The sequence below is a fragment of the Kitasatospora sp. NPDC058444 genome (assembly GCF_042721415.1).
GTDB lineage: Bacteria > Actinomycetota > Actinomycetes > Streptomycetales > Streptomycetaceae > Kitasatospora.
In genome coordinates this window covers 11,962-33,704 of sequence record NZ_JBHXLL010000020.1, presented here as the reverse complement: position 1 = coordinate 33,704, position 21,743 = coordinate 11,962, and the positions used below count along the sequence as shown (strand labels likewise).

Here is a 21,743-nt window from a genome sequence, read left to right as displayed (position 1 = left end):
CACGACCGGCCGGACGACGAGGCCGGACGACGAGGTCGGGCGGCGCGGCGCGGCGCCGAAGGCCGCTCCACGAGGACCAGGCGAGGACCAGGGGCCGGCCCGTCCGCACGCTCGGCCGCCGAGCGGAGTTCGCCACCCGAGGAGGTGCCCCGATGACCGTCCCGATGCCCCCGGATCCGGACACCCGGCCGATTCCGCGCCCCGACCCCGCGCCACGACCCGGCGAGCCCGACCCCGCGCCGCCCCCGATCCCCCCGTTCCCGCCGCCGGAGCCGCTCCCCGACCCCGATCCGCCGCCGCTTCCGCAACCGCACCCCGGGCAGGCCTGACGTCGGGGCGCGCCGGCCCCGGCGCACGTCAGGAGGAGCGCCCGGTCAGAAACGTGGTGCCAGCAGACTCTCCAGCTCGGAAGCGGTGGAGCACCTCGGGCGGGGCCGGCTGCTCGCCCGCCCAGTCCCGGTGGCCCAGCAGATGGGTGGCGAACGGCGCCTCCGGGGCCTGCGGCGCGGCCGGGGCGAGCGCCGCACAGGCGTCGACCGACCCCGTCCTGGAGATCTGCTGGTGCCGAGGAGACCCACACCGGCCCGCAGGTCGACGCGGACGTCCCCGTCGCCACCGGCCTCCGCCGCTCAGCGGGCGAGCAGCCCCTGTCGGCCCGCGTACTCCGCGAGGCCGTCGGCCGTCGCACCGGCCCAGCCGACGTAGCCGTCCGGCCGGACCAGGAAGACGCCGGTGCCGTAGGCCCCGTAGGCCGGGATGCGGACCACGGGGGCGGTGACGGCGGGCAGCGGCGTGTCCGTGCCGACGGTGAGCAGCGTCCAGTGCGGTCCGCGGAAGGCGTCGAACAGCCGGATCCCGCCCCGGCGGCCGTCCGGAGCGCGGTCGCCGGCCCGCAGGGCGTCCGCCGGGAGGTCCGGGCGGGTCTCCGCCGAGAGTGCGGACTCCCGGTAGCCGAGGCCGAGTTGCTGGGTCGCCCGGCCGCGGCGCTGCTCGCCGCGGTGGACCCGGGTGGACAGCTCCAGCATCGCCGCCGCGTTGGCGCGGCGCTCCTCCTCGTAGCTGTCGAGCAGGTCCCGTCCCGCCCGTCCGGTCAGCACCGCGGCCAGCTTCCAGCCCAGGTTGTAGGCGTCCTGGACGCTGGTGTTCAGGCCCTGGCCGCCGGCCGGCGAGTGGACGTGCGCGGCGTCGCCCGCGAGGAACACCCGGCCGGCCCGGAAGCGGTCCGCGAGGGCCGCGCGCGGGCGGAACTCGGAGATCCAGCGCAGTTCGGTGACCTGCTCGGCGGTCAGGTGGGAGCGGGCCGCGACCACCTTGCGCAGTCCGTCGAGGCTGAGGTCGACGGCCGTGCCCTCCGGGAACTGGGCGACCAGCTGGAAGTCCTCGGTGCCGCCGAGCGGGCAGATCGCCAGCAGTCCCGCGTCGGAGCGGAACACGTGCCAGTGCTCGCGCCCGAGGCCGTCGATCCGGACGTCCGCGACCAGCATCGGGTCCGGGTCGACGGTCTCGCCGGTCATCCCGATGCCGAGCAGCCGCCGCACCGTCGAGCGCCCGCCGTCCGCCGCGACGACGTAGCGCGCCCGGACCGGGCCGCCGGCCGCGAACTCGGCGGTCACGCCCTCCTCGTCCTGGGCCAGGCCGACCAGCTCCCGCCCGAACGCGACCTCGCCGCCCAGCTCGCGCAGCCGCCCGTACAGCACCTGCTGGGTGCGCCACTGGGGCAGCATCAGCGTCTCGGTGTACGGCTCGGCCTCGGAGGGCTCGGTCGGGTCGTACATCCGCTCCTCGCCCTGGAGTTCGCCGTCCTGCCAGGCCAGGGCGGGCGGGTAGTGCCCCGCGACGGCGCGGAACCGGTCGAGCACGCCGAAGTCATCGAGCACCTCCAGCGTGCGCGGCTGGAGGCCCTTGCCGCGCGAGCCGGGGAAGAGTTCCGCGCCGCGCTCGACCACGAGCGCGGTGACGCCGTGCCGGGCGAGGTCCAGCGCCAGGGCGAGTCCGGTGGGCCCGGCACCGACGACCAGGACGTCCGTGTGCATGCCGCGAGAAGCCACGGCAACCTCCTTAACGTTGTTAAGTAGCCGTTGCCCACAGCCTGCACTTAACGGCGTTAAACTGTCAACCGTGACCCCGCAGAGAACCCCCAAGCTCGACCGCGCCCAGGTCGTCGACACCGCGCTGAACCTGCTGAACGAGGCCGGACTCGACGGCCTGACGCTGCGCGCCATCGCCGCCCGGCTGGACGTCAAGGCACCCGCGCTGTACTGGCACTTCAAGGACAAGCAGGCGCTGCTCGACGAGATGGCGACCGAGATGATGCGCCGCATGACGGCCCGGTCCGCGGCGGGCGCGGCGGCGGACGCGGCCGCCCGGGCCGACGGCGACCCGGCCCCGGGCGACTGGCGGGAGGGCTACCTGAGGACGATGCGCACCCTGCGCGCCGAGCTGCTGCGCTACCGCGACGGCGCCAAGGTCTACAGCGGGGCCAGGTTCACCGACACCAGCTACGCGGCCGGCCTGGACGCCTCGCTGCGCCTGCTGGTCGAGGCCGGCTTCACCCCGACGGCCGCCACCCGGGCCTGGCACACCGCCTACAGCTACACCATCGGCTACGTCGTCGAGGAGCAGGCGATGGGCCCCAACCCCTTCGACGGCGGCGAGGGCTACGACGTGGACGCCCGCGCCGAGCGCCTGGCCGCCCACCCGCTGGCCGCCGAGTCGGGCCGGGTGATGTTCCAGGACTTCGACGAGGGCTTCGAACAGGGCCTGGCGGCGGTGCTCGCCGGGGTCGAGGCCACCCTGCTCGGCTGACGGCCCCGCTCGCCGTCACGCCGCCCGCCACTCGCCGTTCCGGAAACGGCACCGCCGGGCCCGCGTCAGGGCCCGGCGGTGTCCGTTGCTCCGGCAGTCGGGAAGTGCGGTCAGGCGGTCATGAACTCCCCCGCCCGCAGCGCCCGCCGCACGATCCGGACGTCCCCGACGTACCCGTGGAAGACCTTGTCCAGCACCCCCGCGTACGCGTAGCCGCCCAGCATCCACGGCCGCCCCAGGGTGGCCAGCCCGACCGCGGGCGTCGCCGGATTGCGAGCCACCTCGCAGCCCTCGACGTACATCCGGCTGAGCTTCCCGTCGTTGACCACCGCGACGTGCCACCACCGGTCCAGCGGCAGCTGGTGGCCCCAACTGGTCGACGCCCCGGTCTGGTTGAGCGGGTAGACGCACCACTGGAGGGCCGGCGCCTCGGAGACGCTGAGCGTGACGACCGGCTCGTCGGCGTCCGTCCCGGGCCCGCTCCTGCCCGCCTCGCCGCTCGTCCCCCACCGGCTGAGCAGGGCGGACCAGCGGCTCTGCGCGGAGTCCCAGTCGGCGGGCAGCTTGAAGAAGGCCTCGACGGTGAACCCGCGCTCGAAGGTCTCCCGGTTCAGCGGCGCGGTGGGCACGGTCTGGAGGTAGCCGCCGCGCACCGGCGAGCGGGTGCCCTTGAACAGCAGGCTGCCGTGGCCCGGCTGGTCCGGGTGGTGCTCGGCGGACCAGCTGAGCGAACCCTCGGGCGTGCCCGGGGCGCCCTGCCAGAGCAGGTCGTTGCCCTGCCCGCTCAGGTCCTTGACGACCTGTTGCGGGGAGACGGCCGCACCGTCCCCGCCACCGCCGTCGAACCGCCAGTAGGCCAGCGTGTCGCGCACCAGCAGCTCGCTCGCCCGGCGCGCCGGGCGCCGCGGGACGGGCGCGAAGCCGGCGAACCGGCGGTCGAAGTCGATCGCGAGCGAGAAGCGGTCCACGTCCGAGGTCAGTTCGACCTGCTCGGCCGCCAGCGCGTTGCGCTCCTCGGCCGCGATCTGCTGGATCCACGGCGAGAAGGTCGACACGTCGACGGTGCCCCGGTCGAGGTCGAAGCGGTACGCCCGGATCATCGCCGCGCCACCGTAGTAGCGGTCCTGGTAGTTGGTGATGTGGACGTGCACGTCGTGGCCGGCCCTGTTCTTCAGCACGGTGCGCCCGGGCGGCCAGTAGTGCCCGTTGACGGTCAGGAAGACCTGGTCGTTGCCGTCGATCAGCCGCTCCCAGAGCCGCTTCCCGTTGTCGGACAGCTCGGCGCGGCCGCTGTCGTCGGCGTACGCCAGGTCGTGGGTGGTCAGGATCACCGGGACCTTCGGATGGGCCGCGATCACCCCGTTCGCCCAGGCGAAGCCCGCGTCGGAGAGCCGCCAGTCCAGGGAGAGCACCATCCAGTCGCGGCCGGCCGCCCGGAACACGTGGCAGGTGTTGTAGCCGTCCGGGCTGGAACCTCGGTACCCGGCGGTGCGGGCGGCCCTGGCCTTGCTGAAGGTCTCCAGGTACGGGGTGCTGCCGCGCTGGTCGTCGGTCGAGGAGCGGACGTCGTGGTTGCCGGCAAGCACCCCGTAAGCCGCGCCCGCGTCGTCCAGCAGGCCGAACACCTTGGTGACGGCGGCGAATTCGACGGCCAGCCCGTTCTCGGTGACGTCCCCGAGGTGGGACAGGAAGACGATGTTGTCGTCCGTCCCGTCCTCCCGGTTGACCCCGCCGTCCAGCACGTAGCGGACCGAGGCCTCCAGCGGCGCCGGGTGGATCCGGTCCTGGTCGAACAGGTACTGGGTGTCCGGCATGACGACGACGGTGAACTGCCGGGCGTCCGGGTCGGGCTGCCAACGCCCCTTGCCCTTGCCCTGCTTCGGCTTCCCCCCGGCCCCGCCGGCCTGTTCGGCCCCGGCGGCCTGTTCGGCCCCGACGGCCCGCGCGGGCGCCGCACCGAGCAGACCGAGACCGGCGGTGCCGACCCCGGCGCCCACCAGACCGGCCCCGCGCAGGAATCGGCGCCGACTGGCCGCGGCCGGCCCCTCCCCGTCGAGGTCGGCGGTCCGCGGGCAGCCGCACTCGTGCTCGGTCGCCTGGATGTCGTGCATGTTCGCTCCCGGAAGTGGTGTGGGCCCTGACGGTAGGTACCGGGATTGGTCGTGGATCATCGGCCGGACCACGCCCCGCTGAACAGCGGCCGAACCGGCGGTCGTCGGCACCCGGGCGGCGACGGACCGCCCGCCGGGCCGCCCGGGGGTACCTGCCCGGGTGCGCGCCCGCGCGCGGCGGCCGTAGAAAGGAAGGGGTAACACCGGCCGGCGCGTGCCGCCGGGGCGGAGGAGGTGGCTGCGATGGGACTGCCCCTGGCGGCCGGACACGTGCTGGTACGGCTCGGCGAGGGCCCCCGGGAGTCGGCGGAGGCGGTGCTCGACGCGCTGGAGGCCGCCTTCCCGACCCACACCGGGCGCGGCCGGACCCGGATCGGCAACGCCTGGGAGGACCCCGCCACCGTGACCTCGGAGGGCGTCCGGGTGGTGGCCGAACCCCGGATCCACCGCACCCCCGCCGGCCCCGCGCCGAGCCCGTCGGTGCGCTTCTCCCAGTCCTTCGACGCCCACCGGTCCGGCACGCCGGGGCCGCCGCCCGCGCTGCCCGACGGACTCGCCGCGGACCTGCTCGGCGGCCCCGAGGACGTCGAGCGGGTGCTGCGCGCCCTCGCCGGACTCTGTCGGACGCACGAGGAGGGCCGCGCGGAGCAGGGGCCCCAGCTGGCGGTCCGGCTGCGGCTCGAACAGCACGGGTGAGCATCCTCGGGCGCGTCCGGGTGAGCATGTGCTTGCGGCGCGTGTGTGCCGATGCCGGACCCGGGTAGGCGCGGTCACGGAACACCACCGGCCGACTCCGTTCGGGGGCCGTCATGGCCGTACAACGCAGACCAGGCATGCAGCACGGCGGCAGGGCGCGCCGCCGCGGCGGCGAGCGCCACGACTTCCCGCACACCTCGCAGGGCCCCGGGCGAACGACGCCTCAGCTGCGGCCCCAGCGGGCGGTGCGCCGGGGCACCGAGCCGGTGACCGCCCGCTCGGACCTGGAGCTGCGGCGGCTGCTGTCCCGGGTCTTCCTGGTCCTGTTCGTCGCCGGGACGGCGGCCTTCGCCGTGCTGTCCGCGCTGGCCGGCCCGGGCCCCGCGCCCAACCGGGGGACGTACGCCTTCTTCGCCGCCCTGTGCGCCGGGTTCGCCGGCATCACCGGACTCGACCTGCTGGTGATCCGGCGCCGCCTGGCCGCCGGCCAGGGCCGCGGCCGCAGCGGCGTCCGGGGCGCCTCCGGCTCGGGGACCAGGGCCGACGCGGAGACCAGCGCTCCGGGGAGCCCGGGCGCCGACCGCCGGGCCTGAGCGGGTACCCGCGCCGCCGGGCGAGGCCGGCCGGGAGCGGAAGGAGTTCGGCGACGGACCCAACCGTCAGACGGGCCCAACCGTCACCGGGCCACAACCATCCCACCGGGTCTGGCCCGGTGGCCGTTCGGCAGACCCCGGGTTTGCATGGAGTCACCGAGCCCCCTGCGATCCGGAGGTAGCGCCGTGTACGAGATGTGGGCCGAGCACGACCCGGCGGTGTCCCCACCCGCCGTGGTGTGGCACGTGGTGGCGAAGGACGACGCGACGTCCTCGCTCTGCGGGCGGTTCCTGGAACCCTCCCAGCGCGTCGTCCCGGCAGCGGACGGTAACGGTGCGACCGGGCCGGACCGGTACTGCGACCCCTGCCTGGTCACCGTGCGCGAGGCCTTGGCCGCCAGCGCGCGGTGACCGTCCGCCACGACTTCCGCCCTCGTCGCCTTCGCTCCCGTATCGGCTGCATCGCCGTCGCTCCGGCACGCGGCTTCGTTCCGGCACACGGTTTTCTTCCGGCACACGGTTTTCTTCCGGCGCGCGGCTTCCTTCCGGCGCGCGGCCCGGAGCGCGGCCAGGCCGGGTGCTCAGGGCAGTGGCACCGCCATCAGGCACGGGTGCCGGCTGTCGGTCCCGCGGGCCTCCAGGACGGTGGCCACCTCACCGGTGATCTCCACCCGCAGGCCGCCGTCCGCACTCTCCCAGACCAGGCCCCCGTCGGGCCCCACGCTCTGCGTCTCGTGCACGACGACCACGCTCAGTGGAGCATGCCCGCCGATCGGGCCGGGGAGCGTCACCGCGTAACGGCGCGTGAGGCTTCTCATGTCTGCCTCCTTCTCTCCCCGCCTGCGTCATCGATTCTCCCCACATCCGACCGCTTGTACACGGAGGACCGCTGTCCTCCAGCGCCTGCCCAGGCGCCGCGCGCCCACACCCGCAAGGGCCGGAAATCCCGCTGCCGGGGCGACCGGATCCGCCGACGCCACAGAGCGAACCGCCGCGGCATGGGTCATCGTGACGTGAGAGGACACCCGGCCGAGCCCGAGGAGACCGCCCGTGGGAGCCAACGGCGACGAACCGGACCGGCGGCCCGTGCCGCTGGGCAGCCGCCGTCCCCGGGTGTCGGCCCGCCGGTCCCGAACGGGGTCGCGGGCCCGGGGCCCGTTTCCGTCCGGGGAGCGCGTCCCCGCCGGACTGCGGACCGCCGCCGGGTACACCTGGCGGCTGGCGCTGCTCGGGCTCTTCGCCTATCTGGTCGTCGACGTCCTCGCCCGGCTCCAGCTGGTGGTCGTCGCACTCTTCGTGGCCCTGGTCATCACCTCCGTGCTGCGCCCGCCGGTCGACCTGCTGGCCCGGGCCACCCCGCGCTCGGTGGCCGTCCTGATCGCCTTCCTCTGCACCATCGCGCTCATCGGCGGGGTGCTGACCCTGGTCGGCACGACCGTCGCCGACGAGTGGACCAGGCTGGGCAACGAACTGCGCGGCGGGCTCTCCCGGATCGACCGCTGGCTCACCGGCGCCCCCTTCCACCTGCGGCCCGGCACCGTCACCGACCTGCGCGCCAAGATCGGCGACTTCATCTCGGCCCACCGCTCCACCCTGGTCAGCACCGCGCTCAGCGGCGCCGGCCGGATCGTCGAGCTGGTCACCGGGCTGGCGCTCGCGGTGTTCTGCTCGGTGTTCTTCCTGCACTCCGGCGACCGGATGTGGTCCTGGGCGCAGCGGCAGCTGCCGGCGCGGAGCCGGTCGGCCTGGGACGGTGCCGGTCGCGCCGCCTGGCGCACCTTCGCGGGCTACACCCGGGGCGTGCTGATCGTGGCGGCCTCCAACGCCGTGCTGGTGGGCATCGCGCTGGCGATCCTGGGGGTGCCGCTGGTCATGCCGCTGATGCTGCTGGAGTTCGTGGCGACGCTCGTCCCGCTGATCGGCTCCCCGATCGCCCTGGCGATCGCCTCCGTGGTCGCGCTCGCCGCCCGCGGCCCGGTGATCGCGCTGCTGGTGCTCGCGCTGATCGTGGTCATCGGCCAGATCGAGGGCCATCTGCTGCATCCGCTGGTGCTCGGCTGGTCCGTCCGCATCCACCCGGTGGCCATCGCCGTGTCGGTGGCCGGCGGCGCCGTGCTGGCGGGGGTCCTGGGCGCGGTGGTGGCGGTGCCGGTGGTGTCGGTCGGCTGGGCGGTGCTCGGCGAGCTGCGCTCCCGTGGCTCGCCCGGCCGCTCAGGGGCGCAGCCCCCTGCGGCGGGCGATCGGTCTCGTCGCCGACAGGGCGAAGGTGGGCGCCCAGACCAGGGCGAAGGCGGCCGGCACGGCGGGTGAGTGCGCGTCGGCGGCGACCAGCAGCAGTCCGGCCGACAGTGCCAGCAGCACCGCCAGCACGGCGGCCGGCACCCGCACGGCGAGGCCCAGGGCGCGGTCCAGCAGGCAGCCCGGCCCGCGTCGCATGGTGCGCATCGCGCGGTCGAGCCGGCCGTCCGCGCGCAGTTCGTCCTCGATCTCCACCAGGATCCGCAGCTCCCGGCGGGAGAGCCCGGGCCCGTCCATGGCCGTCACCTCCGGCCCCCCGACAGGGAGGCGGCTGCCCGTCCCGGGCGTTCCGTAACACCCGCCGGACGACCCGGCCGCGGCTGGCCCGGACCGCGGTGACCTGGCAGGATTCCCGCAGACCCGTGCGACAGGCGGCCCTCACGGCTCCTGCGGCACCCCGCGACCGAAAGGCCCCCGTGACCACTCCCAGCACCGTCGCCGTCGAGCGGGCGGACGACCGGAACCGGTACGAGATCTCCGTCGACGGCGAGCTCGCCGGCTTCACCGAGTACCGGGACCACGAGCAGCAGCGCGTCTTCTACCACACCGAGATCGACGACGCCTTCGCCGGCCAGGGCCTCGCCTCGCGGCTGGTGCAGGAGGCGCTGACGGACGTGCGCGCGGCCGGCAGGCGGATCGTGCCGATCTGCCCGTACGTCGCCAAGTTCCTGCTGAAGCACGAGGAGTTCGCCGACATCACCGACCCCGTCACCGCGGAGGTCAAGGGCTGGCTGCGCACCCGGCTGCACTGACCGGGCCCGCGGCGGCCCCTTCCCCCGGTCGGGGCCGCGGCTGGTCCGCCCGGCCCCACCGTTGGGGGCCGTTGGGCCCTGGCCGCGCGGCCGGGGGGCCGGGATCCTGGTCGCCGGTACTGCGCCGGCTGGGAGTGGAAGGGCCTGGGGATGGGCGAGTTGGTCACGGTGAGGGCGTTCGAGGGACTGACCTGCGAGGTCCTGGCCGAGGCACGGGCCCGGGTGGCCGCCGCGGCGGCGGCTCCCGGGGTGGGGACGCTGGTGGAGGCCCTGCGGGTCCGGCTCGCGACCGCGGCCGGGGGTGTGCTGGCGCAGGTGAACGCCGAGGTGGACGGCCGGCGGATCCGTGTCCAGGAGGCCGCGGTCGGGCTCGGCGACGCGCTCGACCGGGTGAGCGACGCGCTGCGCGGCCGGATCAGGGCCGTCACCGGGGCCTGGGCGCCGCGCCCGTGGCCGGGCCACCGGGCGGCGGCCCCCACCGGGCCGGGCGGCGGCGCCCTGTGCGAGCCCCGGGTGGTCCGGCACAAGGAGCCCTCGCTGGTCTGGTGCTCGCCGGAGGCCGCCGCCCGGACGATGGACGCGATGGACTACGACATCCACCTGTTCACCGATCCGGCGACGGAGACCGACGCCGTGGTCTACCGGGTCGGGCCGACCGGCTACCGCCTCGCCCGTACCGTCCCCGCCGGGCCGGCGGGCCGCCGGACCTCGCCGATCACCCTCAGCCCGTACGGCGCGCCCCGGCTGACGCGGGCGCAGGCCGTCGACCGGCTGGCGGGCGCGGAGCTGCCGTTCCTGTTCTTCGCGGACCCGGTCACCGGCCGGGGCCGGGTGCTCTACCGCCGCTTCGACGGCCGGCTCGGGCTGGTCGCCGGACACGCCTGACGGACCCGGCCGGGCACGGCCGGGCACGGGGCCCTGGGCGCACTCCGCCGATCGGCCCGGAAGCCGGACCGCGCCCCCGCCGAACGGCTGCTCGTCGGGGGCGCGGCGTGTGCCCGGGGGCGGTCGTCACATGTTGATCATGTGGCCGGCGAGGCCGTGGATGGCCTCCTTGACGGCCTCGCCCAGGGTCGGGTGGGCGTGCACGTTGCGGGCGACCTCGTGGACGGTCAGGTCCCACTGCTGGGCCAGCGTCAGCTCCGGCAGCAGCTCGGTGACCTCGGGGCCGATCAGGTGGGCGCCGAGCAGCTCGCCGTGGGTGTTGTCGCTGATGACCTTGACGAAGCCGATCGGGTGGCCGAGGCCGTGCGCCTTGCCGTTGGCGGTGAACGGGAACTTGGCGACCTTCACGTCGTAGCCCAGCTCGCGCGCCTGGGCCTCGGTGTACCCGAAGGAGGCGATCTGCGGCTGGCAGTAGGTGGCGCGCGGGATCATGACGAAGTCGACCTCCATGGTCTCCGCCCCGCCGATGGTCTCGGCGGCGATCACGGCCATCGTCTCGGCGGCGTGCGCGAGCATCAGCTTGGCGGTCACGTCGCCGATCGCGAAGATGTGCTCGACGCTGGTGCGGCCGCGGCCGTCCACGGCGATGGCGTTGCGGTCGGTGAGCTTGACCCCGGTGTTCTCCAGGCCGTAGCCGTTGACCCGCGGCGCGAAGCCGATCGCCTGGAGCACCTTGTCGGCCTCCAGCACCTGCTGCTGCCCGTCCTTGGTCACGGTGACCCGGACCTTGGCGTTCGGGTCGCTGTCGTCGATCGACTCGACCCGGGTGGAGGTCAGCACCTCGATGCCCAGCTTGCGGTACTGCTTGGCCAGTTCGGTGGAGACCTCGACGTCCTCCAGCGGCACCACGCGGTCCAGGAACTCGACGATGGTGACCTTGACGCCGTAGTTGTGCAGCACGTAGGCGAACTCGACGCCGATCGCGCCGGCGCCGGCGATGATGATGCTCTCTGGCAGCTGCTCGGTGAGGATCTGCTCCTCGTAGGTGACCACGCGGTCGCTCAGGCTGGTGCCGGGAAGCAGGCGGGTGGTGGCACCGGCGGCGATGATGCAGTGGTCGAAGGTGACGACGTCGAAGCCGCCGCCGCTCAGCGCGACCTGGAGGGTGTGGTCGTCGACGAAGGTGCCCCAGCCGTCGTACTCGGTGATGCCGTTCTTCTTCATCAGGTAGTGGACGCCCTTGACCCGGCCGTCGGCCACCGAGCGGCTGCGCCGGAACGCCTCGCCGAAGTCGAAGGTCACCTGGCCCTCGACCTTGATGCCGAAGGTCTTGGCCTCCTTGGTGAAGATGTGGGCGAGCTCGGCGTTGCGCAGCAGGGCCTTGGAGGGGATGCAGCCGACGTTGAGGCAGACGCCGCCCCAGTACTTGGCCTCGATGACCGCGACCTTCAGGCCCAGCTGGGCCGAGCGGACGGCGGCGGTGTAGCCGCCGGGGCCCGCGCCGAGGACGACGACGTCGTAGTGCGTGCTCATGTTGCTGACTCCTCCGAGGATGTCACCGTGTCGTGATCTCGGTCCCATGGTGTCAGGACCGGGCCCGGCGCACCCACCGGGTCTCGGCGGATGCGCTCCGCGCGGCACCGTACCGGCCCGGGGCCGGATTGTCAGTGTCCTCCGTTACGGTGATCGCACCCACGGCCACCAGGGGCGATGACGGAGGGAGGTCCCGGATGGAGCGGTCCAGGACGGAGCGGTCGGGTACGGCGGTCGGGTGGGCCCGTCGGCCGGGAGCGGCGGCGGGCCCACCCGGGCGTCAGGCCGTCACCCCGCGGGAGCGGTCGCCGCTGGTGCCGCTGATACCCGTCGCGCCGGCGCCGGGCGCCGCCTTCGCGGCCGGCCGCTGGGCCGGGACGGGCCGGTGGAGCGAGGAGAGGTCCCAGGCGTAGGTGCCGACGGCGTTCGCGATCACGTCGATGTTGACGTCGAGCACGCCCATGTCGATGTTGCCCAGGTTGTCGCAGGCCTTGTGGTAGCAGGCGTCGTACGGGGCGCCGGCCGTGCCGCCGTAACGGGCCGCCTGCTCGGGGGACTTGACCTTCTCGGCGCCGGTGTCGGTGCCGCCGGCCGGGATGCCCGCGTCGATGAACGGACCGTAGTCGGAACGGCCGTTGAAGGCGGTCGGGTCGTGCGGCAGGCCCCGGCCGTCCAGGTAGCCGTTGATGTCCCGCTCCAGCTGGGCCGAGCCCTCGGGGCCGGATTCGCCGCCGGCGCTGCCCGAGCCGTTGTAGACGAACTGCGCGTAGTTGGGGGACGCGATCATGTCGAAGTTGAGGTAGAGGCTGATCTTCTTCCGCTCCGCCTCGGAGAGGGAGTTCACGTACTCCTCGGCACCCTTGAGCCCGAACTCCTCGGCCGACCACCAGGCGAACCTGACCTTGTTCTTCACCGGGTGGACACTGAGGTTCCTGGCGACCTCCAGGATGCCGGCACTGCCGGAGCCGTTGTCGTTGATGCCCGGCCCCTCGGGGACGGAGTCGAGGTGGGCGCCGACCATCACGGTGTTGTCCGGGTCGCCGCCGCGGGTCTCGGCGAGGACGTTCCAGGTCTTGCGCTGCTCCATGAAGGTACGGATGTCCAGCGTCACCCGGACGGGCCCGGCGGCGGCCTGGGCGGCCAGGGCCTCGCCCGCGGCCTGGGTGATCCCGCCGGTCGGGATCCTGCCCGCCGTCGGATCGGTGAGCGTCCCGTTGAGGGTGCCCTCGGTGTTGTTGTAGATGATCGCCCCGGTCGCGCCCACCGAGGCCGCGGCGGCCTGCTTCTGGGCGAAGGGGCATCCGCCTCGCCGGATCAGGGCGATCTTGCCGGTGAAGGCGCCCGACGGGTAGTCGGCGGCCGTGCAACCGGTGGTGGCACCGACCGGAGCGACCGCCAGGTCCGCGGTCAGGCCCCCGTCCGGGCCGCTCACCGAGTACGTCATGGCGATCACCGGCACCGACTCGGCCTTCGGCGAGACCACGTCGAGGCGCTCGGACCGGGCCTCGAAGAAGGTGTAGACGAACTCCTGCTTGGACACCTTGAGCCCGGCTCGCCGTGCCTGCTCGTAGACGTACTGCGCGGACTGGTCGTGCCCCTTCGAACCGGCCGCCCGGGTGCCGCCGTTGCGGTCCGCGATCAGCTGGAGCGCGGCCAGCGTGGCCCGGGCGTCCCGGGCGGTGCTCGCCTCGACCAGCCGGGAGGCCAGCTTGGCGCCCTTGCGCGCCGGGTCCGGGTCGGCCGAGGCGCTGCCGGCACCGGCCAGCAGCAGCGGGGCGACCAGGGCGGCGACGGTCAGGGCGGCGCCCGCACCACGCCGGGTGACGGCGGTTCGCGGGCGTCCTGGGGAGGTGGCGGGGCCGTCCGGGACGGAACGGTGGTCGAGCGAGGAGGTGGAGCGACGGGTGCGCAGCATCAAGGAGACTCCTTCCGACGGGCCGTGAGGGTCATGATTGGACATGACCGGAATCCCGTTGCCAAGCCTTTACACAGACCTTGCGAGATGCGGGTCGCGACGCGCGCGGTGATATTGGAGGGGTGGGGGCGTCTCATCCAGGAGTGTGACCAGATGTCCATGATGGATAAGCTCAAGAACCTGCTGAAGGGCCACGAGGAGCAGGCCGACAAGGCCGTCGACAAGGCGGGCGACGCCGTCGACCAGCGCACCGAGGGCAAGTACAGCGGTCAGGTGGACGCCGCCCAGGAGCAGCTCAAGAGCCAGTTCCGCGACCAGCCGCCCCAGCATTAGCGGCTCCGCAGTCGTAACGGCTCAGCGGGGCGCCGTACGCGTCGCTCTCGGCGGCGCCGCACGCGGCACGGTCCGACCGGCTCACCGCCCCGGTCCGGCCGACCGGCCGGACCGGGGTTCGGCGTCGGTGGCGCGCCGGGTTCGGCGTCTGCTGGATGCCGGGTTCAGCCGGTTCGGCGCCCGGGTTCCGTCTCCGGCGGGCCGCCGCCCCCGTCCTCGGCGTCGGCGCCGCAGTTCTCGCAGGGCCCCGGTCCGGACCGCTCGCGCAGCCGTCCGCACTCCGGGCACACCCGGTCCAGCCAGCAGGCCGACTCTCCGCCTCCGTCCATGCGGTCGATTCTGCCCGGAGCGCTCTCGCGACCGCACTCCCATGACCGCGAGTAGACACTGTCTACGCAGCCTGGTAGACAGTGTCTTCATGACCGAACAGGAACAGGACCTGCGCACCCGACTGGTCGCGGCCGGCGTCGAGCTGGTGGCCGAGGGCGGCGTCCAGGCGCTCGGCCTGCGCGAGATCGCCCGCCGCGCCGGAGTCTCGCACGGCGCGCCCCGTCGCCACTTCCCCACCCACCGCGAACTGCTCGCCGCCATCGCCGGCCAGGGCTTCGGCAGGCTCACCGACACCCTCGCGGGCGCCGACGCCCTCGCCGCCACCACCGGCGCCGACGCCCGCACCCGCCTCGACGCACTCGCCCGCGCCTACCTCGGCTTCGCGGCCGCCAACCCCGGCATGTTCGAGCTGATGTTCCGTCACGACCTGCTGGAGGGCAGCGGCGTCGAACTGCGCCGCATCACCCTGCCGCTCTTCCTGACCTTCGTCGGGCTGGTCTCCGAGGTGCACCCGCAGAGCGACGATCCGGCCGCCGCCACCGCCGCCCTCTGGTCCAACCTGCACGGCCTCGCCCAGCTGCGCACCTGGGGCAGCCTGCGGCTCATCACCGGCGACGAGTCCGTCGAGCCGCTGCTGCGCGCCGTGCTGGACGCCCACCTCGGCCCGGCCCCGCGGTGAGCCCGCGCCGCCACCGGGGGCTGGTCCTCACCGCGAGCATCACCGGCGCCGTCCTCGTCGCCGTCGACGGCACCGCGCTGACCGTCGCCCAGCCGGCCCTCCGGCACGACCTGCACGCCTCCGTCGCCGCCGTCCAGTGGGCCAGTACCGGCTACCTGGTCACCGTCGCCGCCCTGCTGGTCTTCGCCGGCCGCCTGGGAGACCGGTACGGGCACCGGCGGGTCTTCGCGCTCGGCGTGACCGGCTTCGCCACCTGCTCGGTCGGGATCGCCCTCGCGCCCGGCATCGGCTGGCTCGTCGCACTGCGCGTCCTCCAGGGCGCGGCGGGGGCACTGCTGCAACCCGCCACCCTGGGCATGCTGCGCGCCGCCTGGCCCGCCGACCGCCTGGCCGGGCCGATCGCGATCCGCACCGCCGCCATCGGGCTCGCGGCCGCGGCGGGGCCGCTGATCGGCGGGGCGCTGACCGCCCGGTTCGGCTGGCGGTCGGTCTTCCTGCTGGGCCTGCTGCCCGCCGCGGCCGCCCTCCTGGCAGCCCTCGCGGTGCCGGCCGGGACGAGATCGCCCGACGCCCGCTCCGCGACTACCGGGCGCGCAGGCGGGCTCGACCTGCCCGGCGCGGCCCTGCTCGCGCTCGCGCTGGCCTGCCTGGTGCAGAGCCTGGTCACGCTGCCGGACACCGGCTGGTCGACCGGTCCCTCGCTCGGCCTCGCCACGACCGCGGTCCTCGCCTTGCTGCTGGTGCGACACGAACGCCGGACCGCCGACCCGCTGCTGCCGCCCGCGCTGCTGCGCTCGACGGCCGTCACGCCGCCGCTCGTCGTGCTGCTCGCCGCCTCCGCCGCGCTCCAGGGCACGCTCTTCCCGGCCACCTACTACCTCCAGGACGTGCTCGGGCTCGACCCCTGGCGGAGCGCCCTGCGGGCGGTGCCGCTCGCGGTGACGATGATCCTCGCGGCGCCCGGGTCCGCCCGGCTGGCGAGGCGTCACGGCGAGCGGGTGGTGGTGCTGTCGGGGATGGTGCTGATCAGCGCGGGGGCGCTGCTCACCGCCGGGCTCGGAAGCGGCTCCGGAACGGTCGCGATCGGCGGCAGTTTCGCGCTGCTCGGCGCCGGCTTCGGCGGGGTGATGGCCACCGCCACCGCGATGGTCGTCCGGGGTGCGGCCGCCACCCGGGCCGGGGTCGCGGGCGGCCTTCAGCAGACCGTCCTGAACATCGGCCCGGCGCTGGGCATCGCCCTGGCCGCCACCACCGCCGGCCGTGCGGACCCCGGCGCGGCGCTCGCGCCGTCCGCGCTGACCATGGCGGCGGTGGCCGGTGCGGGTTCGCTGATCGCCGCGCGGCTGCCCGGAGGCCGGTCGCCGGTCCGATCACCGGTCTGATCACCGGTCCGATCACCGGGCCGATCGCCGGTCCGATCACCGGTCCGATCACCGGCCGCACGGCCGGAGCCCACCGGGCGGCCGCGAGCGACGCCCCTCGCAGTCATGCCCCGGTGCGCCCCCGGTTCACACCCCGGTGACGCCGTCGATGCGCTCCCGGAGCAGGTCGGCATGGCCGTTGTGGCGGGCGTACTCCTCGATCAGGTGCACCAGGATCCAGCGCAGCGAGACGCTGTCCGACCCGAGCGCCGCGGCGTCCTGCGGGGAGAGCGGGCCGGCCGCGTCCAGCGACTTGTCCGCCGTCAGGTCCCGGCCCCGGTCGATCTCCGTCTGCCACGTCGCCAGCGCCTCGGGCATCCCGTGCGCCGGGTCCAGCCCGTAGCCGCCGGCGTTGTCCGCACCGTACACCGGCGGGACGTCCCGACCGGCGAACACCCGCTGGTGCCAGTTGCGTTCGACCTCGGCGAGGTGCTGCACCAGGCCCAGCAGGGTCATCGAGGACGGCGGAACGGACGCCAGCCGCACCTGCCGGTCGTCGAGCCCGTCGACCTTCCGGGCGAGCGTGGCCCGCTGGAAGTCCAACCAGGTCTCCAGCATGGCGCGTTCAGCGGCGTGCGGGGGCGGGATCGGCCGCCCGTCCGGGGTGAGTGCCATGGCCCCCACTCTGGCACACGCCACCGACGGCGCCGCGCGACCGACGCGACCGGGTCAGTGCGGCGAGCAGCGCGAGCTGCACCCCCGCGCCCACCGCCGGTCCGAGCCACACCCCCGACACCCCCAGCGGCCCGGACAGGGCCGCCGAGGCCGCGAGTTGGGCCCCGAGACCGAGCAGGACGGAGACCACCAGCGGACGACCGGCGCCCGCCGCCTGGTGCACTCCGCCGAGTGCCACCACCAGCGCGTACGGCAGCAGGTAGAGCGCCGCCGAGCGCAGGAAGCCGACGGACTGCGCGGCCACCGCCCGGTCCTCGGTGAAGAGCGCGGCCAGCGGTACCGCGAGCGTGGCGGACAGCACCGCCGCCACCGCACCGAGCAGTGCGGCGAGGCGTCCGGTGGCGCGGTGGAGGGTGCGCAGCGCGGCACCCTCCCCCGCGCCGGTCAGCCGGGCGGCCTCGATCGCGGCGGCCTGGCGCAGCGCGTAGAAGGCCATGGTGACGACGAGCAGTACGCGGTAGCCGAGGCCGTAGCCGGCCACCGCCGCGACGCCGAAGCCCGCGACCAGGGCGAGTTGGGCGGTCCCGACGGCCATCCGGGCGGTGAAGTCCAGGCCGAACGGTGCGCCCGCGCGCAGGATCCGCAGCGCCGCCGCGCCCACGCCATCGGTTCCGCCGGTGCCGCCGGTGCCATCGGTGCCGCCGGCGGCGTGCGGCCGCCGCAGGCGCAGGGTGACCGCGAGGGCGATCGCCCGGGAGAGGGCCAGGGCCAGGGCCGCGCCCGGCACGCCGAGGGCGGGCAGCGGCCCGGGGCCGAGGATGAGCAGCGGATCGAGGACGAGCAGCAGCGCGTTGGAGAGCAGGGCGATCCGCATCGGGGTGCGGGTGTCGCCGGCGCCCTTGAACAGTTCGTCGGCGACGCGCTGGCCGACGAAGAGTGCGAAGGCCGGGAACGCGACGGTGAGGTACCCGGCGGCCTGGGCGGCGGCTTCGCCGTCCAGGAAGGCGCCTGCCAGCCGGTCCCGCAACAGGAAGCCGGGCACGGCGAGCGCCGCACTGACGGCGGCGCAGAGCCGCCAGGCCGCGCGGGTGGTGCGGGCGGCCTCGGCGTGGTCGCCCGCGCCGAAGGCGTGGGAGAGCCGGACGCTGGTGCCGGAGGCGACCACCAGGACCAGTCCGAGCAGCAGGTTCTCGACGGTGCCGGCCAGGGTGACGGCGGCCACCGCGGACCCGCCGAGACCGGCCACCCAGAGCGCGCCGATCACCGAGGCGACCACCCCGGACAGCAGCTCCGCGTAGACGGGTGCCGCCAATGCCGTGAGCCGGCGCGACTGACTGCGCATGACCCCTCCCTCTCCGGTGTTCCCTGATTGCCTCGAATAGAGATACATCGTTTCGAGGCACATCGACAAGAGGTAACATGGCGGCTTCACAGGGCGCACTCCGACCGAAGGGCTCCAGCCGTGTTGACGCTCGCGATCCTCGGTTTCCTGTACGACCAGCCGCTGCACGGCTACGAGCTCAAGTCCCGGATCACCGGACTGACCGGTCATGTCCGGCCGGTGAGCGACGGCGCGCTCTACCCCGCCATCGCCCGGCTGGAGAAGGCCGGACTGCTGCACCGCCGCACCGAACCGGGCAGCGGCGCCGCACCGCGGCAGACGCTGGAGCTGACGGCACCGGGGCGGGCCGAACTGCTGCGCCGGCTGGCCGACCCGGAGCAGGCCGAGATCACCGACCAGATCCGCTTCTTCACCGTCACCGCCTTCCTGCACCACCTCGCCGACCCCACCCGACAGGCCGCCGTGCTCCGCCGCCGGCTGGGTTTCCTGGACGCGCCGAGCAGCTTCTTCTACGACGGAACCGGCCAGCCGGTGACCGCCGAGCGCGAGCCGAACCCCTTCCGGCGCGGGATGCTGCTCGTCGCCCGGGCCTCCACGGCGGCCGAGCGGGACTGGCTGTCCGAGACCATCGCGGAGCTGGACCGGGCGGCCGCGCCGGAGCCCTCGGATGACCCCAGCAGTGCGACGGATCCGCGACCCGCGGAACGCTAGGCCGATCAGACGAATTCAGGGCGCATGCGAAGACGCACGCCCCCGCCGAACAGCAGAGCGAAGAAGCGAATTCGGGCCGTTCCACCTCTGGCTCTCCCCGGCCCCCTCGTCGCTATGATGATCCGCCTCACGTCCTCGGTGTCCCCCTCCGCGGCGTGATCCGCCACCGCGCCCCGCCATCCCCCTGGAGGCCGCCGTGCCCAGTTCCGAGACCGCGGTCGAGGCCGCGGCCCACTCCGCGCCCCTGAGGCGGGACGACATTCCCGGCTGGTTCTTCAGCCTCGACCGGGCCGCCTTCAGCCACCTGCTGTCCTCCCAGAGCGCGGCCGGCGTCACCGGCGACATCCTGGAGCTCGGCAGCTACCTCGGCCGCAGCGCCGTCCTGCTCGGCGACCACCTGCGGCCGGGCGAGCGGCTGACCGTCTGCGACCTGTTCGACTCCGAGGCGGGCGACACCGAGAACGCCGCCGAGATGAACATGTCCTACCGCAAGACCCTCACCCGCAGCGCCTTCGAGGCCAACTACCTCGCCTTCCACGGCGAGCTGCCCGAGATAGTGCAGGCCCCGACCTCCGTGCTGGCCGACGGCCGCATCCGGGCGGACAGCTGCCGCTTCGTCCACGTCGACGCCTCCCACCTCTACGAGCACGTCGCCGGCGACATCGCCGTGGCCCGCGCCGCGCTCACCGAGGACGGCCTGGTCGCCCTGGACGACTACCGCTCCGAGCACACCCCGGGCGTCTCCGCCGCGGTCTGGGAGGCGGTCTTCACCGGCGGACTGCGGCCGGTCCTGCTCACCCCGATGAAGTTCTACGGCACCTGGGGCGACGCGGCGGCCGCCCGGGCGGTCCTGAAGGAGCGCGACTGGCGGGCCGAGGGGTACACCGTCGACGAGGACACCATCGCCGGCGACCACGTGCTGCGCCTCAACTACCAGGTCAAGGCCCCGGTGCAACGCTCCACCCCGCGCCGGCTCGCCCTGGAGCTGCTGCCCCCGGTCGCGACCAAGGCCACCCGCCGGATGCTCCGGACGCTGCGCGAACGCCGCGCCGTCCCCCCGGTCCCGAGCGCCTGAAACCTCGTCGGGGCCCGCCCCACCGGGCGGGCCCCGACGCCGTCCCCGCACCGCCGTCGCGGCCCCGGCCGCCCTTCCCCGTGCCGGGATGTCAGCCCATTTAGTCGATCACCATATTTTCAGAATTCCTATCATCCTCGCGCATTCACTCCAACGAGGGAATCTCGCTTAAAGATTTGCCCACGGAACATTAAAGGGCACATAGTGATGACACCTCAGTTCGGTCTGATGGACACCAAGTTCAGGCAAAGTCATCGCTAGCGAGGAGTAGGCCTTGTACTACGGAAACACGGCATCGGACACCCCCGGGCAGCGGCTTCGCGCGGAGATCGCGAGCCAGGGGACGACGCCGCTGATCGGCGTCTTCGACATGTACTCGGCCTCCATCGCGGCCGAGCACTACGACGGCATGTTCGTCTCCGGCTTCGGCTTCGCGGCCTCCTACTACGGCCTGCCCGACATCGGTTTCATCGCCTGGCCCGACATGGTGGCCTTCGTCGAGCGGCTGCGCGGGGCCTTCCCCCGACACCACCTGCTGGTCGACATCGACGACGGGTACGTCGACCCGGAGGTGGCCTGCCACGTCGTGCGCAGGCTCGAACGGATCGGTGCGTCGGGCGTGATCCTGGAGGACCAGAAGCGGCCGCGCCGCTGCGGGCACGCGGACGGCAAGCTGGTGCTGCCGCTGGAGGAGTACCTGGAGAAGCTGGAGCTCGTCCTCGCCAACCGGACGGACCTGGTGGTGGTCGCCCGCACCGACGCCACCGAGGAGGAGGACATCCTGCGCCGGGCCCGGGCGCTCGCCGCCACCGACGCCGACGTGGTGCTGGTGGACGGTGTGCGCAGCGAGGAGTGGATCCGCCGGATCCGCCGCGAGGTCGGCGACAAGCCCCTGCTGTTCAACCAGATCGCGGGCGGCAAGTCGCCCCGGCTGTCGCTCTCGGAGCTGTCGGAGCTGGGGGTGGACGTGGCCATCTACAGCACCCCGTGCCTGTTCGCCGCGCACCGGGCGATGGACGAGGCGCTGGCCGGGCTGAAGAACGCCGACGGGCGGCTGCCGGCCCCGGCCGGGGGCCGCGAGCAGGTCGGGGTGCGGGAATCCACCGAACTGCTGGAGCGGAACATCTCGCGGTCGGGCGGGCTGCTGGCGGTGACGGCATGAGCACCGGGCCGCGCAGGGCCGCCCCGCACGCTCCGGCCACCGCCCTACGGGCCACCGCGCTGGGGCTGGCCGGAGCGTGCGCCCTGCTCGCGGGAGCCGCATCGCCCGCGGCGGCCGGCGGCGCGCTGATCACGGTCGTGGACAACTCGCACGCAGACTCCTGGCTGGAGGTCGACCGGACGGCCAACCTCCAGAACGGCAGCGGTTCGGCGGGCAGTGACCACGACGGTGCCGGCTCGCTGGTCGGCGGACTGCTCGGGCCCGGTTCCTCGTCCAGGCCCTCGGTCCACCCGGAAGCGGAAGGCGGCCCGTGACCGACCGCCTGGCGCGCCCGGAGCAGCCACCAGGGCTCCGGGCGCGCGGGGAACCGGCAGACGGGGGACCGGCGGGCGGGAAACCAGCAGGCGGGGAAGAGACGCGCGGGGTGCAGTCGCCAGAGGACCGGGCGCAGGCTCGACGCGCTCCCGGTCCCCGCTCCCGCAGGCTG

23 protein-coding genes are annotated in these 21,743 nt (G+C 74.3%); 14 read left to right on the top strand and 9 right to left on the bottom strand.

Annotated elements, in window-relative coordinates:
• Positions 1–629: 629 nt before the first annotated feature.
• Positions 630–2,033 (bottom strand): FAD-dependent monooxygenase, encoded by a 1,404-nt coding sequence (locus ACFWP2_RS21515; RefSeq protein ID WP_380453904.1) that lies wholly within the window; start codon positions 2,031–2,033, stop codon positions 630–632.
• 85 nt (positions 2,034–2,118) lie between these two features.
• On the opposite strand from ACFWP2_RS21515, the gene ACFWP2_RS21510 reads away from it, so the two are divergent.
• Positions 2,119–2,805: a TetR/AcrR family transcriptional regulator C-terminal domain-containing protein gene (locus ACFWP2_RS21510; RefSeq protein ID WP_380453698.1), complete on the top strand. Its 687-nt coding sequence runs from the start codon at positions 2,119–2,121 to the stop codon at positions 2,803–2,805.
• Between the two features lie 110 nt (positions 2,806–2,915).
• Here the strand turns inward: ACFWP2_RS21510 and ACFWP2_RS21505 are convergent, their stop codons facing one another.
• The gene (locus ACFWP2_RS21505) at positions 2,916–4,916 is read right to left on the bottom strand and encodes a LamG-like jellyroll fold domain-containing protein (protein ID WP_380453696.1); all 2,001 of its coding nucleotides are present in this window, start codon (positions 4,914–4,916) and stop codon (positions 2,916–2,918) included.
• 243 nt (positions 4,917–5,159) lie between these two features.
• Here ACFWP2_RS21505 and ACFWP2_RS21500 point away from each other — a divergent pair, with 243 nt between their 5' ends.
• The 3 genes from ACFWP2_RS21500 to ACFWP2_RS21490 all read left to right on the top strand — a co-directional run bounded on the left by ACFWP2_RS21500 (position 5,160) and on the right by ACFWP2_RS21490 (position 6,616).
• A complete protein-coding gene (locus ACFWP2_RS21500; protein ID WP_380453694.1) occupies positions 5,160–5,612 on the top strand; it encodes a hypothetical protein in 453 nt (150 codons plus the stop codon).
• Positions 5,613–5,749: 137 nt separating this feature from the next.
• The gene (locus tag ACFWP2_RS21495; RefSeq protein WP_380453692.1) at positions 5,750–6,205 is read left to right on the top strand and encodes a DUF6343 family protein; all 456 of its coding nucleotides are present in this window, start codon (positions 5,750–5,752) and stop codon (positions 6,203–6,205) included.
• A gap of 186 nt (positions 6,206–6,391) precedes the next feature.
• Entirely contained in the window at positions 6,392–6,616 is a 225-nt protein-coding gene (locus ACFWP2_RS21490; protein WP_380453690.1) for a hypothetical protein, read from the top strand.
• A gap of 170 nt (positions 6,617–6,786) precedes the next feature.
• On the opposite strand, the gene ACFWP2_RS21485 is transcribed toward ACFWP2_RS21490, so the two are convergent.
• Positions 6,787–7,023, bottom strand: coding sequence for a DUF6296 family protein (locus tag ACFWP2_RS21485; RefSeq protein ID WP_380453688.1), 237 nt, complete (start codon positions 7,021–7,023; stop codon positions 6,787–6,789).
• Positions 7,024–7,255: 232 nt separating this feature from the next.
• Between ACFWP2_RS21485 and ACFWP2_RS21480 the strand changes: the two genes are divergently transcribed.
• Positions 7,256–8,515, top strand: coding sequence for an AI-2E family transporter (locus ACFWP2_RS21480; RefSeq protein WP_380453686.1), 1,260 nt, complete (start codon positions 7,256–7,258; stop codon positions 8,513–8,515).
• Here the strand turns inward: ACFWP2_RS21480 and ACFWP2_RS21475 are convergent.
• Positions 8,417–8,740, bottom strand: coding sequence for a hypothetical protein (locus ACFWP2_RS21475; RefSeq protein ID WP_380453684.1), 324 nt, complete (start codon positions 8,738–8,740; stop codon positions 8,417–8,419). The genes ACFWP2_RS21480 and ACFWP2_RS21475 overlap by 99 nt on opposite strands.
• 179 nt (positions 8,741–8,919) lie before the next feature.
• Here ACFWP2_RS21475 and ACFWP2_RS21470 point away from each other — a divergent pair, with 179 nt between their 5' ends.
• Complete coding sequence (locus ACFWP2_RS21470) at positions 8,920–9,255, top strand: GNAT family N-acetyltransferase (RefSeq protein WP_380453682.1); 336 nt, start codon at positions 8,920–8,922, stop codon at positions 9,253–9,255.
• 150 nt (positions 9,256–9,405) lie between these two features.
• Entirely contained in the window at positions 9,406–10,140 is a 735-nt protein-coding gene (locus tag ACFWP2_RS21465; RefSeq protein WP_380453680.1) for a sigma 54 modulation/S30EA ribosomal C-terminal domain-containing protein, read from the top strand.
• A gap of 126 nt (positions 10,141–10,266) precedes the next feature.
• Here ACFWP2_RS21465 and lpdA read toward each other — a convergent pair whose 3' ends face one another.
• Positions 10,267–11,673: a dihydrolipoyl dehydrogenase gene (lpdA, locus tag ACFWP2_RS21460; RefSeq protein WP_380453678.1), complete on the bottom strand. Its 1,407-nt coding sequence runs from the start codon at positions 11,671–11,673 to the stop codon at positions 10,267–10,269.
• A 280-nt stretch (positions 11,674–11,953) separates the two neighbouring features.
• Complete coding sequence (locus ACFWP2_RS21455; protein ID WP_380453676.1) at positions 11,954–13,588, bottom strand: M28 family metallopeptidase; 1,635 nt, start codon at positions 13,586–13,588, stop codon at positions 11,954–11,956.
• A gap of 153 nt (positions 13,589–13,741) precedes the next feature.
• Here ACFWP2_RS21455 and ACFWP2_RS21450 point away from each other — a divergent pair, with 153 nt between their 5' ends.
• A complete protein-coding gene (locus ACFWP2_RS21450; RefSeq protein WP_380453674.1) occupies positions 13,742–13,921 on the top strand; it encodes an antitoxin in 180 nt (59 codons plus the stop codon).
• A gap of 164 nt (positions 13,922–14,085) precedes the next feature.
• Here the strand turns inward: ACFWP2_RS21450 and ACFWP2_RS21445 are convergent, their stop codons facing one another.
• Positions 14,086–14,250 (bottom strand): hypothetical protein, encoded by a 165-nt coding sequence (locus ACFWP2_RS21445; RefSeq protein ID WP_380453672.1) that lies wholly within the window; start codon positions 14,248–14,250, stop codon positions 14,086–14,088.
• Between the two features lie 89 nt (positions 14,251–14,339).
• Between ACFWP2_RS21445 and ACFWP2_RS21440 the strand changes: the two genes are divergently transcribed.
• Together ACFWP2_RS21440 and ACFWP2_RS21435 are read left to right on the top strand one after the other, a co-directional pair.
• Positions 14,340–14,930 (top strand): TetR/AcrR family transcriptional regulator, encoded by a 591-nt coding sequence (locus ACFWP2_RS21440; RefSeq protein ID WP_380453670.1) that lies wholly within the window; start codon positions 14,340–14,342, stop codon positions 14,928–14,930.
• Positions 14,927–16,312, top strand: coding sequence for an MFS transporter (locus ACFWP2_RS21435; RefSeq protein WP_380453668.1), 1,386 nt, complete (start codon positions 14,927–14,929; stop codon positions 16,310–16,312). Before ACFWP2_RS21440 ends, ACFWP2_RS21435 begins: the two co-directional genes overlap by 4 nt.
• A gap of 126 nt (positions 16,313–16,438) precedes the next feature.
• Here ACFWP2_RS21435 and ACFWP2_RS21430 read toward each other — a convergent pair whose 3' ends face one another.
• Together ACFWP2_RS21430 and ACFWP2_RS21425 are read right to left on the bottom strand one after the other, a co-directional pair.
• Positions 16,439–16,966: a DinB family protein gene (locus ACFWP2_RS21430; protein ID WP_380453666.1), complete on the bottom strand. Its 528-nt coding sequence runs from the start codon at positions 16,964–16,966 to the stop codon at positions 16,439–16,441.
• A complete protein-coding gene (locus ACFWP2_RS21425) occupies positions 16,917–18,308 on the bottom strand; it encodes an MATE family efflux transporter (RefSeq protein WP_380453664.1) in 1,392 nt (463 codons plus the stop codon). The genes ACFWP2_RS21430 and ACFWP2_RS21425 overlap by 50 nt, the downstream gene beginning before the upstream one ends.
• A 120-nt stretch (positions 18,309–18,428) precedes the next feature.
• Here ACFWP2_RS21425 and ACFWP2_RS21420 point away from each other — a divergent pair, with 120 nt between their 5' ends.
• From ACFWP2_RS21420 to ACFWP2_RS21405, 4 genes are all read left to right on the top strand, one after another.
• Positions 18,429–19,019 carry a PadR family transcriptional regulator gene (locus ACFWP2_RS21420; RefSeq protein WP_380453662.1) on the top strand — a complete coding sequence of 197 codons (591 nt, stop codon included), beginning with the start codon at positions 18,429–18,431 and terminating at the stop codon, positions 19,017–19,019.
• Between the two features lie 196 nt (positions 19,020–19,215).
• Positions 19,216–20,094 (top strand): class I SAM-dependent methyltransferase, encoded by an 879-nt coding sequence (locus ACFWP2_RS21415; RefSeq protein WP_380453660.1) that lies wholly within the window; start codon positions 19,216–19,218, stop codon positions 20,092–20,094.
• 274 nt (positions 20,095–20,368) lie between these two features.
• The gene (locus ACFWP2_RS21410; protein ID WP_380453658.1) at positions 20,369–21,256 is read left to right on the top strand and encodes an oxaloacetate decarboxylase; all 888 of its coding nucleotides are present in this window, start codon (positions 20,369–20,371) and stop codon (positions 21,254–21,256) included.
• Positions 21,253–21,570: a hypothetical protein gene (locus ACFWP2_RS21405; protein ID WP_380453655.1), complete on the top strand. Its 318-nt coding sequence runs from the start codon at positions 21,253–21,255 to the stop codon at positions 21,568–21,570. The genes ACFWP2_RS21410 and ACFWP2_RS21405 overlap by 4 nt, the downstream gene beginning before the upstream one ends.
• Positions 21,571–21,743 lie beyond the last annotated feature (173 nt).